Source organism: Vogesella margarita, from assembly GCF_028548475.1.
GTDB classification, from domain to species: domain Bacteria; phylum Pseudomonadota; class Gammaproteobacteria; order Burkholderiales; family Chromobacteriaceae; genus Vogesella; species Vogesella margarita.
This window is the reverse complement of the sequence record NZ_JAQQLE010000014.1, coordinates 32,245-46,686: the sequence shown is the minus strand read 5'-3', so window position 1 is coordinate 46,686 and position 14,442 is coordinate 32,245. Positions and strand designations below refer to the sequence as shown.

The following is a 14,442-nucleotide window of genomic DNA, read 5'->3' as shown; positions in this document are numbered from 1 at the left end:
TTTCAGAACGTGTTCACGATCTCGCGCACTCACGCGAGACAAGACGAAAACGGCTGAGGAAGCGGCGTTTATCCAGATATGAGCAAGCATGCCGAAGCTGTACTCGCCGTGTAACGTTTCACGAAGCACAGCAGATCGTGAACAGGTTCTCAGATCTGGTAGTCGCTGCCGGGGCACAGCTGCTGGATGGCGATATGGGTGGACAGGTGCAGGCGGCCGTCGAAACGCGCGGCCAGCCCGGCGCGCTTGCACACGTCCAGCACCGGGCCCTTGACCTCGGCCAGGTGCAGGCGGATGCCGCGCTCGGCGAGGCCGTCGTCCAGCCGCTCCAGCATCGAAAGCGCGGTCATGTCCAGGCGGTTGACCGCGCTCATCACCAGCAGCAGGCTGTGGCAGTCCGGGCTGGCGGCGGCCAGCTGTTCGATGGCGTTGCCGACGTGGCGGGCATTGCCGAAGAACAGGCTTTCGTCGACGCGCAGCAGCAGCACGCCGGGCAGCGGCTCGGTGTGGTAGCGCAGCACATTGCGGAAGTGCTCGGTGCCGGGCACCCGCCCCAGCACCGCGATGTGCGGCCGGCTGCTGCGCATCAGCCACACCGACAGCGAGATCACCACCCCGGCGACGATGCCGGCGTCGACGCCCAGCGCCAGCACCAGCAGGAAGGTGACGGCGAACGCCACCGCGTCGGCGCGTTCGGTGCGCCACGCGGCGCGCAGCGCGGAAAAATCGATCATCACCGCCACCGAGGCGATGATGGTGGCGGCCAGCACCGCCAGCGGCAGGTTGGCCAGCAGCCCGGTGGCGGTGCTCAGCAGCAGCACCATCAGCACGGCGGTGATCAGCGAGGCGAGCTGGGTATTGGCGCCGGCGTCGGCATTGACCACCGAGCGGGTCAGGCCGCCGGTGACCGGAAAGCCGCCGCTAAGACCGGCGCCCAGATTGCACAGCCCCAGCGCCAGCAGCTCGCGGTCGGGGTCGATGGTCTCGCGCCGCGGCGCGGCCAGCATCTGCGCCACCGACAGGCTCTGTACGTAATTGATCAGCGCGATAAAGAAGGCCGGCATCACCAGCGGCGCGAGGCCCAGCGACGGCAGGGCCGCCAGCCGCAGCGACGGCAAGCCGCCCGGCACCACGCCGACCACCGGCAGTTGCGACTGCCAGCCGGCCAGCGTCACCGCCAGCAGGCCACCGAGCACCACCAGCATCGGCGCAGTGCGCGACAGCGTGCGCGCCGCGCCGGAGGCCAGCCCGATGGCGTGCAGCAGGCCAGCCAGATAGCGCCGCGCCAGCACCAGCCCCAGCAGCGCGGTCAGCCCCAGCAGCAGGGCCAGCGGATTGAAGGCCGCGACATGGGCGAAGAAGGCCTGCGCAATGTCCGGCAGGCTGGCGCCACCGGCGCGGAAGCCGGCCAGCGGCGCCAGCTGCGACAACACGATCAACAGCGCCGAGGCGGCGGTGAAGCCGGCCAGCACCGGCTGTGACAGCGCGTCGGCCAGAAAACCGAGACGCAGCAGGCCGAACAGGAACAGCATGGCACCGGACAGCAGCGCAAGCCAGATGGCCGCCAGCAGGTAGTCGTCGCTGCCGGCTGCGGCCAACCTTGACAGCGTCGCCGCCACCAGCAGCGAAGTCACCGCCATCGGCCCCACCGACTGCGCGTGGCTGCGGCCGCTGAACGCGTACAACAGCAGCGGCAGCAGGCTGGCATAGAGGCCGGCCTCCGGCGGCAGCCCTGCCACCAGCGCATAGGCCAGCCCCTGCGGCACCAGCAGCAGGGTGACGATCACCCCGGCGCTGACATCACCGGGCAGGTCGGCACGGCGGTAATGGCGCAACCAGTACGGCAGCCAGTTCATCGCGACAGCACTTTGTCCAGCGGCCGAAACAGCAGCATGCCCGCCACCATCGCCAGCACGAACACCAGCCCCGGCCACTGCAGGCTGCCCACCAGCACCAGGCCCGGGCCGGGACAGATGCCGGCGATGCCCCAGCCGATGCCGAACAGCACGCTACCGAGCACCAGCCGCGGCGTGATGCCGGTCTTGCCCGGCAGGTGGATGGGGGCGCCCGACCACGACGGCAGCTGGCGATGGCTGCGCGACTCGGCGATGCGGAACAGCGGCAGGCCGACGGCGATGGCCCCCCCCATCACCAGCGCCAGCGACGGATCCCACTGGCCGGCAACATCGAGAAAACCGATCACCTTCTGCGGATTGCTCATCCCCGACAGCAGCAGGCCGATACCGAACAGCAGGCCGATGGCGAATGCCTGTGCCGCTTGTGCATGATGTTTCATCTTGATTCTCCTCACGCCAGCAGGTGGCGCAGCAGGTAGACCGCGGCAAAGCCGGCGCCCATGAACGACAGCGTTGCCACCAGCGAGCGCGGCGACAGCCGCGACAGGCCGCAAACGCCGTGGCCGCTGGTGCAGCCGGAGGCAAAGCGGGTACCGATGCCGACCAGCAGCCCGGCCAGCAGCAGCTGCGGGGTATCGGCCATCATCCGCACCGCCGGCAGCTCGCCACGCAGCAACAGGTACAGCGCCGGCGCCAGCAGCAGGCCGCCGACAAAGGCGACGCGCATGGCGCGGTCCGGCGCGCCGTCGACCAGGCCGCCGAGCAGGCCGCTGATGCCGGCAATGCGTCCCAGCCCCAGCGCCATCCACGCCGCGGCCAGCCCGATCAGTACCCCGCCGGCCAGCGCGGCCAGCAACGAGGCAGGATCCCAGATGATGTTCATGCTTTACTCCTTGGAAAGGTCAGGACGGCGGTACTTGCGACCCCGCGTCATTGCCACAGAACAGGCTGTGCAGCGTCCCAAGAATGGCCATCGCCTCCTGGCTGGCTACACTGTAGTAGATCCACTTGCCCTCGCGCCGGGTGTTGACCAGCGCCTCGTTGCGCAGCACGCCCAGCTGCTGCGACAGCGTCGGCTGGCGGATGCCGGTCAGCCGTTCCAGCTCGGACACGCTCTTCTCGCCGTCCACCAGCTGGCACAGCAGCAGCAGGCGGTCTTCGTTGGCCAGGCTTTTCAGCAGGCTGGTGGCGCGTGACGCGTTGTCATGCAGGATGCTCAGATCCATGGTCATTACTTCCTCCTGTCTGTCTTGTTCTTTTTGAAATGTCGCAGCACGTCTTTATTATATTTACAAATATAATGTAACGCAATATATTGATAACACTACCGTTCCATACCGAGGAGTCACGATGAATCCCCAAGTCCATGCCTGTTTCGATCCCGTTACCTGGACCATCAGTTATGTGGTGTATGACCAGCAGGGCGGCCACGCGGCGATCATCGACCCGGTGCTGGACTACGACCCCAAGTCCGGGCGCACCGCCACCGCCGCCGCCGACCGGCTGCTGGCCTTCGTGCGTGAGCAGCAGCTGACGCTGGACTGGATCATCGAAACCCACGCCCACGCCGACCACCTGTCCGCCGCCGCCTACCTGAAACAGCAGCAGGGCGGGCGTATCGCCATCGGCGACAAGATCGACGGCGTACAGCGCGTGTTCAAGGGCATTTTCAACCTCGAAGCCGGCTTCGCCACCGACGGCCGGCAATTTGACCACCTTTTCGCCGACGGCGACACCTTTGCCATCGGCCAGCTGCAGGCCCGCGCCATCGCGGTGCCCGGCCACACCCCGGCCGACATGGCCTACCACATCGGCGATGCCGTCTTTGTCGGCGACACCCTGTTCCTGCCCGATGTCGGCACCGCGCGCTGCGACTTTCCCGGCGGCGATGCCGCCACCCTGTACCGCTCCATCCGCCGGCTGCTGTCGTTTCCCGACCACACCCGGCTGTTCATGTGTCACGACTATCCGCCGCCCGGGCGCGAGCCGCAGTGGCAGTGCACGGTGGCCGAGCAGCGCGCGCACAATATCCACGTCCACGACGGCATCAGCGAGGCCGACTTCGTGCAGCTACGCGAGGCGCGCGACGCGACACTGGCAATGCCGGTACTGATCCTGCCGGCGATCCAGGTCAATATCCGCGCCGGGCAACTGCCGCCGGCCGAGGACAATGGCACCGCCTACTTAAAGATTCCGCTGAACCTGCTGTAAACTGCTGACATCGTGATGACATCGGGCGCATGGCGACCCGTACCGCAATGGACCCCTATCCCTTACCCCCGGCACCGGCGCGACTGGTGCACGAGCGCGGCGTGCCGGCCTTCGGCATGTACCGCGGCACCGTCGAGCAACTGTCGTGGCGCGCCCTGAGGGCGCCACTGGCCAAGCAGCTGACCCGCCAGCTGCACCACAAGCGCTGGCAATGCGCCGCCATCAGCCATCCCGACTTCTTCATCGGCGTGGCGGTGATCGATACCGGCTGGTGCGGCAGCGCCTTTGCCTACCTGTTTGACCGCCAGCGCCGCGAGCTGGTCGCCAGCTTCAGCAGCAGCGGCCTGCCGCTGATCTCCACCCGCATCGAAAACCGCAGCTTCGGCGATGCCACCTTCCGCCAAGGCAAGGACTGCATCGCCTTCCGCCGCGCCGACGGCCGCCTGGAGCTGACCGTCAACACCCCGGCACTGCGGCTGGCGGCACACATCGCGTTGCCGGAGCCACACAGCGTGATGGCCGCCATCGCCCCCGGCAACTGGCTGGCGCACGCCACCCACAAGAGCAGCGCGCTGCCGATCAGCGGCTATGCCGAGTACGCAGACCGGCGGTTGCTACTGGACGACGCCAGTGCCAGCCTCGACGCCGCCAACGGCCTGCTGGCGCGCGACACCACGTGGTGCAGTGCCCGCGCCCACGATCACCGCATCGGCTTCAATCTGCAGCAGGGCTATATGGGCGATGCCGAGAACGCGGTATGGCTGGACGGCGTGCCGCACCGGGTCGGCGCCGCCCGCTTCGAGTTCGACGCCACGCAGCCGCTGGCGCCGTGGCAGATCCGCACCGACGACGGCGCGGTGGCGCTGACTTTCACCCCGGAAGGCGTGCGCCAGCAGGAGCAGGACCTGCTGATCGCCGCCAGCCACTCGCGGCAGCCGATCGGCTGCTTCAGCGGCCGCATCATCCACCCGCATACCGGCGTTGCGCACGAGGTGTCGCAGCTGCTCGGCATCACCGAAGAGCATCACTCGCGCTGGTAACTGCGGCCAACGTTGGCCGCAGGCGCGGGGCTACAGCGAGGCGCCGGAGCGCGACGCCTGGTCGTACAGCCCGGCCAGCATGCGCAGCAGCTTGGCGGTGTCGCCGATCTCGTCGTTGGCGATGCCGCTTTCCTGCAACATGCTGATCAGGCACTGTTCGCGCACCTCGCGGTACTGCTCGCACAGCGCGGCGCCGCTGGCTGTGGTGCCGAACAGCACCTCCTTGCCTTCCTTGCGGCTGCTGACATAACCGAGCTTGACCAGCTTCTTCAGCGCATAGGACACCACATGGGTGTCCTCGATGTTGAGCACGAAGCAGATGTCGGCCAGCTTCTTCTCGCGGCCGCGATGGTTGACGTGATGGATCAGCGAGACTTCCATCGCCGTCAGGTTCTTCTCGCCTGCAGCACTCATGCAGCGCACCATCCAGCGGTTGAAGGCACTGTTGGCCACCATCAGGCCGAACTCGAACTCCGACAGCTCGGCACTGTGTTCCGACACCAGATGTGACGACGAAACGATATTCAGGTTTTTTTTCATAAACGGATTGGGTCACTAGCCAGCCAGATGGCGAGTATAGCAGCAGAAATGCGACAAGCCCCGACGGCGCCGGCCACGCTTTCATGCCTGCTGGCGATGTATCCGTCATCCTGAAAATTCAATTCAAGCCATTGATTATAAACAATATAGTACGCTGCGCGGCCATCCAGGCGCGATCCGCGGCCAGGCCGAACCGTGGCCGGAAGCGGCCATGCACCGCAACGCAACATCGATAATTTATCGATAATTTGTTGACGTGTTGCGCACAAAGTTTTTAACTTGAACGCAACAGAAGCCGGCATCCGACCGGCTCGTTTATCTGCAAATGGAGAACACCTTGGATCACGGAGAAGCGAGCTTCTACCTGATGGGGGAGCGTGCGGCCATCGTGCACTCGATGCCACCGGCTACCCTGTCCTGCCAGCGCCGCATCTGGTGGCTGGCCGACGTGCTGCGCACCCGCCAGCGCTACCTCGACATCGTGCCGGGGATGAACAATCTCACCGTGGTATTCGACCCGCTGGGCTGCGATGGCGATGCGCTGCTGGCCGAGCTGGCCGGGCTATGGCAACAGGCGGACAGCGCCGTGCTCGAACCGCGACGGGTGGAGATCCCGGTGCATTACGGCGGGGACGCCGGCCCGGATCTGGCCGAAGTGAGCCGCCACAGCGGCCTCAGCGAGGACGAGGTGATCGCAACGCACAGCGGCACCGACTACGTGGTGTTCTTCCTCGGCTTCCAGCCCGGCTTTGCCTATATGGGCGGCCTGCCCGAGCAGCTGGCCACCCCGCGTCGCGCCGAACCGCGCCTCAGCGTGCCGGCCGGCAGCGTCGGCATCGGCGGCAGCCAGACCGGCATCTACCCCGCTGCCAGCCCCGGCGGCTGGCAGCTGATCGGCCGCAGCGACACCCCGCTGTTCGATCCGCAACGGGCGCAGCCTTCGCTGCTGCTGCCCGGCGACAGCGTCCGTTTCGTGCCACAGGGAGCGCATCATGCTTGAAATCCTCCGCCCCGGCGTCCAGACCACGGTCCAGGACCTCGGCCGTCACGGCCTGCGCCATCTCGGCATCGCGCAAAGCGGCGCGCTGGACGCGCCGGCCCTGCGGCTCGGCAACCGCCTGCTCGGCAATACCGACGACTGCGCGGCACTGGAGATCGTGCTCGGCCCGGTGGAAATCCGTTTCCACCGCGACGGCTGGCTGGCGCTGACCGGCGCCGACTTCTCCGCCACCCTGGACGGCCAGCCACTATGGTGCGGCTGGCGCTGGCCCTACCGTAGCGGCCAGTGCCTGCGCCTGAACGGCACCCGCCACGGCATGCGCGCCTACCTCGCGGTCGACGGCGGCATCGACGTACCGCAGGTGCTCGGCGCGCGCGCCACCGACCTCAAGGCCGGCTTCGGCGGCCATCACGGCCGCGCGCTGCAGGCCGGCGACCAGTTGCCGCAAGGCAGTGCGGCCAACCTTGCCCGGCGCCTCGGCGCCGGACACCCGGCGTGGACGCCGGCGATCCGCGCTCTGCCCGGCCCGGAATATCACGAGTTCAGCGCTGCCGCCCAGGCCGCGCTGTGGTCGCAACCCTGGACGGTCTCCAGCCACAGCAACCGCATGGGCTACCGCCTGCAGGGCCCGGAACTGGCACGGGAGCACGGCGGCGAGCTGCTGTCGCACGGCGTGCTGCCCGGCGTGGTGCAGGTACCGCCCAACGGCCAGCCCATCGTGCTGCTGGCAGACGCGCAGACCACCGGCGGCTATCCGCGCATCGCCTGCGTGATCGAGGCCGACCTGTGGAAACTGGCCCAGGCCCGCCCCGGCAGCGAGCTGCAATTCCTCGCCTGCGATGCCGCCACCGCCCGCGCCGCGCTGCGCCAGCAGCAGGCCGAACTGAAACGTCTGGACTGGAGCATGCAATATGGTCATTGATCTGAACGCCGATCTCGGCGAAGGCTGCGGCGACGACGCCGCGATTCTGGACTGCGTCAGCTCCGCCAACATCGCCTGCGGCTGGCATGCCGGCGATGCGCAGACCATGCGCACCGCCGTACGCGCCGCCGTGCAGCGCGGCGTCGCCATCGGCGCCCACCCCAGCTTTCCCGACCGCGAAAACTTCGGTCGCAGCGCCATGCAGCGCAGTGCGGAGCAGGTCTACGCCGACGTGCAGGCGCAGCTGGCCGAGCTGGCCGCCATCGTCCGCGACGAGGGCGCGCAGCTGGTGCACGTCAAGCCGCACGGCGCGCTGTACAACCAGGCGGCGCGCGACGCGGTGCTGGCCGACGCCATTGCCCGTGCCGTGCGCGACTTCGACCCGGCCCTGAAGCTGATGGGACTGGCCGGCAGCGAGCTGATCCGCGCCGCACAGCGCCATGGCCTGCGCGCGATTGAGGAGGTGTTTGCCGACCGCGCCTATCTGGCCGACGGCAGCCTGGCGCCGCGCGGCACCCCCGGCGCCGTCATCGACGACGCCGCCACCGCGCTGGCGCAGACCCTGCAGCTGGTGGAGCACGGCAGCGTCACCTGCCGCGACGGCGGCCGCGTGCGCCTGCAGGCCGACAGCGTATGCCTGCACGGCGACGGCGCCCACGCGCTGGCGTTCGCCCGCCTGCTGCGCGACAGCCTGGCACAGCGCGGCGTCCGCGTGCAGCCGGCCTGAGCAAGCACGGCGCCGCGACCTGGCTTCGCGCGCGCCATCCGGCGAGGCCACCGGCAACGCACCGGCGGCCCGCCCCGGGCACTATCACCGGCCCCGGCCCAGGGCCAACCAAGGAGAAATCATGCAAGAAACCATCAGCTACTGGCCCCTGCTGGGGGTCGGGGTGGTGATCGCCGGCTTTGCCCTGCGCTTCAACGCCCTGCTTGTCGTCACCGTTGCCGGCCTGGTCACCGGCCTGGCGGCGCACATGCCGATCGACGCGCTGCTGGCGTCCATCGGCGCCGGCTTCGTGAAAAGCCGCAACCTGCCGCTGATCCTGATCCTGCCCTTGCCGGTGATCGGCCTGCTGGAGCGGCACGGCCTGAAGGAGCACGCGCAGAACTGGATCGCCCGCATCAAGTCGGCCACCACCGGCCGCCTGCTGATTGTCTACCTGTTCGTGCGCGAAATCACCGCCGCGCTGGGGCTGACCAGCCTCGGCGGCCATCCGCAGATGGTGCGGCCGCTGCTGGCGCCGATGGCCGAAGGCGCCGCCGAAACCCGCTACGGCACGCTGCCGGAGCATGTGCGTCACAAGCTACGCGCGCTGTCCGCCGCCACCGACAACGTCGGGCTGTTCTTTGGCGAGGACATCTTCGTCGCCTTCGGCGCCATCATGCTGATGCACACCTTCCTGCGCGAAAACGGCGTCGATGTCGACCCGCTGCACATCGCGATGTGGGGCATCCCCACCGCGCTGGCCGCCTTCCTGATTCATGCCTACCGCCTGTACCGCCTGGACGGCTACCTGGCGCGCGAACTGCGCCAGCCGGCCGCTGCGGCCAACCTCGCACCATGCCGGGAGAACTGAAATGATCCTGAAACCCGACTATCTGTACCTGCTGGCCGGCCTGATCCTGCTGGTGGTGGCGGCCATGAGCGCCCGCGACGCGAGCAACCCGCGCCGCTGGTCCAGCGCGCTGTTCTGGGGCCTGTACGGCGTGATCTTCCTCGCCGGCCAGCTGCTGCCGGCCGCGCTGGTGGGTGTGCTGGTGATCGTGATGGCGCTGCTGGCCGGCCTGGGCGGCGTCAGGGCCGGTGGCCACAGCACGCTGAGCGATGAGGCCCGCGCGGCCAAGGCCCGGCTGCTGGGCAACAAGCTGTTCCTGCCGGCATTGGCGATCCCGCTGGTCACCGTGTTCTGCGCGGTGCTGCTGAAAGACGTGCACATCGGCGGGCTGGCCCTGTTCGACGCCAAGAACGTCACCCTGATCAGCCTCGGCCTGGCCTGCATCCTGGCGCTGCCGCTGTGCCTGAAGCTGACCGGCGACAGCGGCAGCCAGAGCCTGCGCGAGTCGCGCCGCCTGCTGCAGGCGATGGGCTGGGCGGTGATGCTGCCGCAGCTGCTGGCGACGCTGGGTCTGGTGTTCACCGAGGCCGGCGTCGGCAAGGCCATTGCCGACATTACCGAAACCTATCTGGCGGTGGATAACCGTCTGATCGCCGTCGCCGCCTACGCGGGGGGCATGGCGCTGTTCACCATGATCATGGGCAATGCCTTCGCCGCCTTCCCGGTGATTACCGCCGGCATCGGCCTGCCCATCCTGGTGGGCCAGCATCACGGCGACGCCGCGGTGATGGCGGCCATCGGCATGTTCTCCGGCTACTGCGGCACGCTGATGACGCCGATGGCGGCCAACTTCAACATCGTGCCGGCCGCGCTGCTGGAGCTGCCGGACAAGAACGCGGTGATCAAGGTGCAGTGGCAGACCGCCCTGCCGCTGTTGCTCGTCAACATCGGCCTGCTGTACCTGTTCATGTTCCGCTAGGAGTCACCATGTCCACCCTATTGCTGACCGGCTTCGAGCCCTTTGACGGCGAGACGCTGAACCCGTCGTGGGAAGCGGTGCGCCAGCTCGACGGCGAGCTGCTCGACGGCTGCCGCATCGTCGCGGTACAGCTGCCCTGCGTGTTCGGCAAGGCGCTGCAGGCACTGTGCCAGGCGCTGGCCCGACACCAGCCGTCGCTGGTGCTGGCGGTCGGCCAGGCCGGCGGCCGCGCCGAGCTGAGCCTGGAGCGGGTCGCCATCAACCTCGACGACGCCCGCATCCCCGACAACGCTGGCGCGCAGCCTATCGATGTGCCGGTGATTGCCGGCGCCCCGGCCGCCTATTTCAGCACCCTGCCGCTGAAGGCAATGGTGGCGGCGCTGCGCGAGAACGCTATCCCCGCCAGCGTGTCTCACAGCGCAGGAACCTATGTCTGCAACCATGTGTTTTTCGGCCTGATGCACGCCGCCAGCCAGTTGCCGGGATTGCGCCGCGCCGGCTTCCTGCACATCCCCTACCTGCCGCAGCAGGCGGCGGCACACGCGAGCGGCACCCCGAGCATGGCACTGCCACAGATCGTGTCCGGCATGAGAATTGCGTTGCGAACTGCCATCCAGACCGTGCACGACGTGCGGCTAAGTGGCGGCACTACTCACTGAACAAGGTTGGCCGCAAGCCTGCGGCCAACCCTGCCCCGACAGGAACAGACCATGGAAATTCGTAAACTGAAGCAGCTGATCCAGCTGGTACAGCAATCCGGCATCGCCGAACTGGAAGTCAGCGAGGGCGAGGCACAGATCCGCATCACCCGCGCCGTGGCCCAGCCCGGCCTGCAGCACTACACCGTCGCCGCCGCGCCGCAGCCCGAGCTGCCCGTCCCGGCTGCGGCGCCCGCCGCCGCGGTGGCGCCCGACGACAGCCAGACGCAGAAGTCGCCGATGGTCGGCACCTGCTATCTGACCCCGAGCCCGGACGCCAGCCCTTTCGTCAGCGTCGGCCAGCAGGTCCGTGCCGGCGACACGCTGTGCATCATCGAGGCGATGAAGCTGATGAACGAGATCGAAGCCGAACGCAGCGGCACCATCACCGCCATCCTGGCCAGCAACGGCCAGGCGGTGGAATTCGGCGAACCGCTGTTCGTCATCGCATAAGGTGCGGCCAACCATGTTCGACAAGATCCTGATTGCCAACCGCGGCGAAATCGCCTTGCGCGTGCTGCGCGCCTGCCACGAGCTGGGCATCAAGACGGTAGTGGTGCACTCCGAGGCCGACCGCGATGCCAAGTACGTGAAACTGTCCGACGAATCGGTGTGCATCGGCCCGGCCTCGTCGGCCAGGAGCTACCTGCACATGCCGTCCATCATCGCCGCCGCCGAGGTCACTCGCGCGCAGGCCATCCACCCCGGCTACGGCTTCCTGTCGGAAAACGCCGCCTTCTCGCAGTGCGTGGAGGAGTCCGGCTTCGTGTTCATCGGCCCGCGCGCCGACACCATCCGCCTGATGGGTGACAAGGTGTCGGCCAAGCAGGCGATGATTGCCGCCGGCGTGCCCTGCGTACCCGGCTCCGACGGCGCGCTGCCGGACGACGACAAGGCGGTGCTGAAGATCGCCGGCAAGATCGGCTATCCGGTCATCATCAAGGCCGCCGGCGGTGGCGGCGGTCGCGGCATGCGCGTGGTGCATCAGGCCGACGAGCTGCTGACCGCGATCCAGACCACCCGCAGCGAGGCCGGTGCCGCCTTCGGCAACCCGACCGTGTACATGGAAAAGTACCTGCAGGCGCCGCGCCACATCGAGATCCAGATGCTGGCCGACGAGCACGGCAACGCCATCTATCTGGGCGAGCGCGACTGCTCGATGCAGCGCCGCCACCAGAAGGTGATCGAGGAGGCGCCGGCGCCGGGCATCAGCGACGCGCAGCGCAAGAAGATCGGCGAGGCCTGCGCCGACGCCTGCCGCCGCATCGGCTACCGCGGCGCCGGCACCTTCGAGTTCCTGTACGAAAACGGCGAGTTCTACTTCATCGAGATGAATACCCGCGTGCAGGTGGAGCACCCGGTGACCGAGATGATCACCGGCGTCGACATCGTGCAGGAACAGATCCGCGTCGCCGCCGGCCTGCCGCTGCGCTACACGCAGGAACAGGTGGTGCTGCGCGGCCACGCGATGGAGTGCCGCCTCAATGCCGAGGACGCGTTCAGCTTCCTGCCGTCGCCGGGGCGCATCGAGCACTACCATCCCGCCGGCGGCCCGGGCATCCGCATCGATTCGCACATCTACCAGGGCTATCATGTGCCGCCACACTATGATTCGATGATCGGCAAGCTGATCGCCCATGGCGACGACCGCGAACAGGCGATGGCACGCATGCGCGTGGCACTGCGCGAGCTGAACATCGGCGGCATCAACACCAATATTCCGCTGCACCAGCTGCTGTTCAGCGACCCCGGCTTCATCGCCGGCAGCACCAGCATCCACTATCTGGAGCAGTGGCTGGCCACCCGCAAACAATCGGCACAAGGATAAGCACGATGCCCGACTCCGCGCTGCAACTGCGCCCGGCGCACCTCGACGATGCCGCCGACCTCGCCCGTCTCAGCGGCGAGCTGGGCTATCCCGCCAGCGCGGCACAACTGCGACAGCGGCTGGCCACCCTGCTGGCGGCACCGCAACAGCACTTCGTCTGCGTCGCGCAGTGGCAGGGGGAAACCTGCGGCTGGATTCACGGCTTTGTGCGGCCGTTGCTGGAGTCCGACACCTGCGTCGAGCTGGGCGGTCTGGTCGTGGCGACGGCACAACGCGGCCACGGTATCGGCAGCGCGCTGCTGGCGGCATGCGAGCAGTGGGCGAAAACGCAGGGTATCCACCAGCTCGGCTTGCGCAGCGCCGAGCACCGCCAGGATGCGCACCGCTTTTACCGGCAGCACGGTTATGTCCATGTCAAAACCTCGCTCACGCTGCGCAAAACCCTGGCATCGGACGAAGCCTCCCGCTGACCAAGCCGGCACGAGACCGTCGCCAAAACCCGTGGTAGCATGGCGCCCGACCCCGATAGAGCAAACACACCAATCCCGTGACCCTGCCCGCTACCCGCGGGCAAACTTCAAGACAGGAGAACACCATGGGCCTGCTTAACAGCTTGCTGGAACACAACCGCGCCTTCGTCGAAGCGCGCGAATACGAGCAATTTTCCACCGACAAATTCCCGGACAAGAACCTGGTCGTGCTGTCCTGCATGGACGCCCGGCTGGTGGAACTGCTGCCCAAGGCGATGGGGCTGAAGAATGGCGACTTCAAGCTGATCAAGAACGCCGGCGCGCTGGTCACCCACCAGTGGGGCTCGGTGATGCGCTCGCTGCTGGTGGCCGTGTACGAGCTGCGCGCCGAGGAAATCTGCATCGTCGCCCACCACGACTGCGGCATGCGCGCCATCGACCCGAGCCGCATCCTGGACCATGCGCAGGAGCGCGGCGTATCGGCGGACACCATCGCCACCCTGCGCGGCGCCGGCATCGACCTGGACAGCTGGCTGAAGGGCTTCGACAACGTGCAGGACAGCGTGCGCCACACCGTGGCCACCATCCGCAGCCATCCGCTGATGCCGAAAGACATCCCGGTACACGGCCTGGTCATCCATCCGGCCACCGGCCAGCTGGATGTGGTCATCGATGGCAACCAGCCCGACTGATCGTCCGCCGCGCGTCGGCGTGTTCGGCGGCACCTTCGACCCGCTGCACGCCGCCCACCTGCGCCTGGCGCGCGCCTTTCGCGACGAGCTGGCGCTGGACCAAGTCCGGCTGATCCCGGCCGGCCAGCCCTACCACCGCGACCGTGCCCCGCACGCCAGCGCCGCACAACGACTGGCGATGCTGGACGCGGCGCTGGCCACCGAGGCACCCGGCCTGGTCAGCGACGACCGCGAGGTGCGCCGCGCGCGCCCCGCCTACACCGTCGACACGCTGCAGGAGCTGCGCGACGAGCTGGGCGACCAGGCCGAACTGTGGTTCCTGATCGGCGGCGATTCGCTGCAACAGCTGCACACCTGGCAACGTTGGCCGCAGCTGCTGCAGCTGGCCAACCTGGCCGTCGCCATCCGCCCCGGCTTCGTCGCGGCCGACCTCGATCCGGCCGTCGCCGCCCTGTGGCAGGCGCGGCAAGTATCTGATTTTTCAAATCGAACGCCTTCCGGTACAATCCGCGCCTTGGACTTGCCGCCCATCACCCTCTCTGCCACCGCCATCCGCCAGCAACTGGCGGCGGGGCAGGACTGCAGCGCGCTGCTGCCAGCGGCGGTGCTGGCCTATATCCGCCAGCACCGGCTGTACCGCTAACGCCGCG

At 67.9% G+C, this 14,442-nt stretch carries 19 protein-coding genes; 13 read left to right on the top strand and 6 right to left on the bottom strand.

What is annotated here, in order from left to right; genetic code table 11:
* Positions 1-149: 149 nt before the first annotated feature.
* The 4 genes from PQU96_RS14440 to PQU96_RS14425 are packed head-to-tail and all read right to left on the bottom strand — an operon-like array spanning position 150 to position 3,082.
* A complete protein-coding gene (locus PQU96_RS14440) occupies positions 150-1,856 on the bottom strand; it encodes a SulP family inorganic anion transporter (protein ID WP_272773106.1) in 1,707 nt (568 codons plus the stop codon).
* Positions 1,853-2,296: a DUF6691 family protein gene (locus PQU96_RS14435; RefSeq protein ID WP_272773105.1), complete on the bottom strand. Its 444-nt coding sequence runs from the start codon at positions 2,294-2,296 to the stop codon at positions 1,853-1,855. Before PQU96_RS14435 ends, PQU96_RS14440 begins: the two co-directional genes overlap by 4 nt.
* Positions 2,297-2,307: 11 nt before the next feature.
* Positions 2,308-2,739 carry a YeeE/YedE family protein gene (locus PQU96_RS14430; RefSeq protein ID WP_272773104.1) on the bottom strand — a complete coding sequence of 144 codons (432 nt, stop codon included), beginning with the start codon at positions 2,737-2,739 and terminating at the stop codon, positions 2,308-2,310.
* 19 nt (positions 2,740-2,758) lie between these two features.
* Positions 2,759-3,082 (bottom strand): ArsR/SmtB family transcription factor, encoded by a 324-nt coding sequence (locus PQU96_RS14425; protein WP_272773175.1) that lies wholly within the window; start codon positions 3,080-3,082, stop codon positions 2,759-2,761.
* Positions 3,083-3,206: 124 nt separating this feature from the next.
* Here PQU96_RS14425 and PQU96_RS14420 point away from each other — a divergent pair, with 124 nt between their 5' ends.
* On the top strand, positions 3,207-4,067 hold the full coding sequence (locus PQU96_RS14420) for an MBL fold metallo-hydrolase (RefSeq protein WP_272773103.1): 861 nt from the start codon (positions 3,207-3,209) through the stop codon (positions 4,065-4,067).
* Between the two features lie 29 nt (positions 4,068-4,096).
* Positions 4,097-5,107 carry a DUF2804 domain-containing protein gene (locus PQU96_RS14415; RefSeq protein WP_272773102.1) on the top strand — a complete coding sequence of 337 codons (1,011 nt, stop codon included), beginning with the start codon at positions 4,097-4,099 and terminating at the stop codon, positions 5,105-5,107.
* Positions 5,108-5,137: 30 nt separating this feature from the next.
* Here the strand turns inward: PQU96_RS14415 and PQU96_RS14410 are convergent, their stop codons facing one another.
* Both PQU96_RS14410 and PQU96_RS14405 read right to left on the bottom strand, forming a co-directional pair.
* The gene (locus PQU96_RS14410; RefSeq protein ID WP_272773101.1) at positions 5,138-5,647 is read right to left on the bottom strand and encodes a winged helix DNA-binding protein; all 510 of its coding nucleotides are present in this window, start codon (positions 5,645-5,647) and stop codon (positions 5,138-5,140) included.
* On the bottom strand, positions 5,644-5,949 hold the full coding sequence (locus PQU96_RS14405; RefSeq protein WP_272773100.1) for a hypothetical protein: 306 nt from the start codon (positions 5,947-5,949) through the stop codon (positions 5,644-5,646). Before PQU96_RS14405 ends, PQU96_RS14410 begins: the two co-directional genes overlap by 4 nt.
* Positions 5,950-5,984: 35 nt before the next feature.
* Here PQU96_RS14405 and pxpB point away from each other — a divergent pair, with 35 nt between their 5' ends.
* The 11 genes from pxpB to nadD all read left to right on the top strand — a co-directional run bounded on the left by pxpB (position 5,985) and on the right by nadD (position 14,435).
* Positions 5,985-6,647 (top strand): 5-oxoprolinase subunit PxpB, encoded by a 663-nt coding sequence (gene pxpB / locus PQU96_RS14400; protein WP_272773099.1) that lies wholly within the window; start codon positions 5,985-5,987, stop codon positions 6,645-6,647.
* On the top strand, positions 6,640-7,569 hold the full coding sequence (locus PQU96_RS14395; protein WP_272773097.1) for a 5-oxoprolinase subunit C family protein: 930 nt from the start codon (positions 6,640-6,642) through the stop codon (positions 7,567-7,569). Before pxpB ends, PQU96_RS14395 begins: the two co-directional genes overlap by 8 nt.
* On the top strand, positions 7,559-8,296 hold the full coding sequence (gene pxpA / locus PQU96_RS14390; RefSeq protein WP_272773096.1) for a 5-oxoprolinase subunit PxpA: 738 nt from the start codon (positions 7,559-7,561) through the stop codon (positions 8,294-8,296). The genes PQU96_RS14395 and pxpA overlap by 11 nt, the downstream gene beginning before the upstream one ends.
* A gap of 121 nt (positions 8,297-8,417) precedes the next feature.
* The gene (locus PQU96_RS14385) at positions 8,418-9,146 is read left to right on the top strand and encodes a DUF969 domain-containing protein (protein WP_272773095.1); all 729 of its coding nucleotides are present in this window, start codon (positions 8,418-8,420) and stop codon (positions 9,144-9,146) included.
* Position 9,147: 1 nt separating this feature from the next.
* The gene (locus PQU96_RS14380; protein ID WP_272773094.1) at positions 9,148-10,104 is read left to right on the top strand and encodes a DUF979 domain-containing protein; all 957 of its coding nucleotides are present in this window, start codon (positions 9,148-9,150) and stop codon (positions 10,102-10,104) included.
* Positions 10,105-10,112: 8 nt separating this feature from the next.
* On the top strand, positions 10,113-10,763 hold the full coding sequence (gene pcp / locus PQU96_RS14375; protein ID WP_272773093.1) for a pyroglutamyl-peptidase I: 651 nt from the start codon (positions 10,113-10,115) through the stop codon (positions 10,761-10,763).
* A gap of 51 nt (positions 10,764-10,814) precedes the next feature.
* Positions 10,815-11,255 (top strand): acetyl-CoA carboxylase biotin carboxyl carrier protein, encoded by a 441-nt coding sequence (gene accB, locus PQU96_RS14370; RefSeq protein WP_272773092.1) that lies wholly within the window; start codon positions 10,815-10,817, stop codon positions 11,253-11,255.
* A gap of 13 nt (positions 11,256-11,268) precedes the next feature.
* On the top strand, positions 11,269-12,630 hold the full coding sequence (accC, locus tag PQU96_RS14365) for an acetyl-CoA carboxylase biotin carboxylase subunit (RefSeq protein WP_272773091.1): 1,362 nt from the start codon (positions 11,269-11,271) through the stop codon (positions 12,628-12,630).
* A gap of 5 nt (positions 12,631-12,635) precedes the next feature.
* Positions 12,636-13,100, top strand: a complete 465-nt coding sequence (locus PQU96_RS14360; RefSeq protein WP_272773090.1) for a GNAT family N-acetyltransferase — start codon at positions 12,636-12,638, stop codon at positions 13,098-13,100.
* Positions 13,101-13,225: 125 nt separating this feature from the next.
* Positions 13,226-13,792 (top strand): beta-class carbonic anhydrase, encoded by a 567-nt coding sequence (locus PQU96_RS14355; protein ID WP_272773089.1) that lies wholly within the window; start codon positions 13,226-13,228, stop codon positions 13,790-13,792.
* On the top strand, positions 13,773-14,435 hold the full coding sequence (gene nadD, locus PQU96_RS14350; RefSeq protein WP_272773088.1) for a nicotinate-nucleotide adenylyltransferase: 663 nt from the start codon (positions 13,773-13,775) through the stop codon (positions 14,433-14,435). The genes PQU96_RS14355 and nadD overlap by 20 nt, the downstream gene beginning before the upstream one ends.
* The last annotated feature ends 7 nt before the right edge of the window (positions 14,436-14,442 follow it).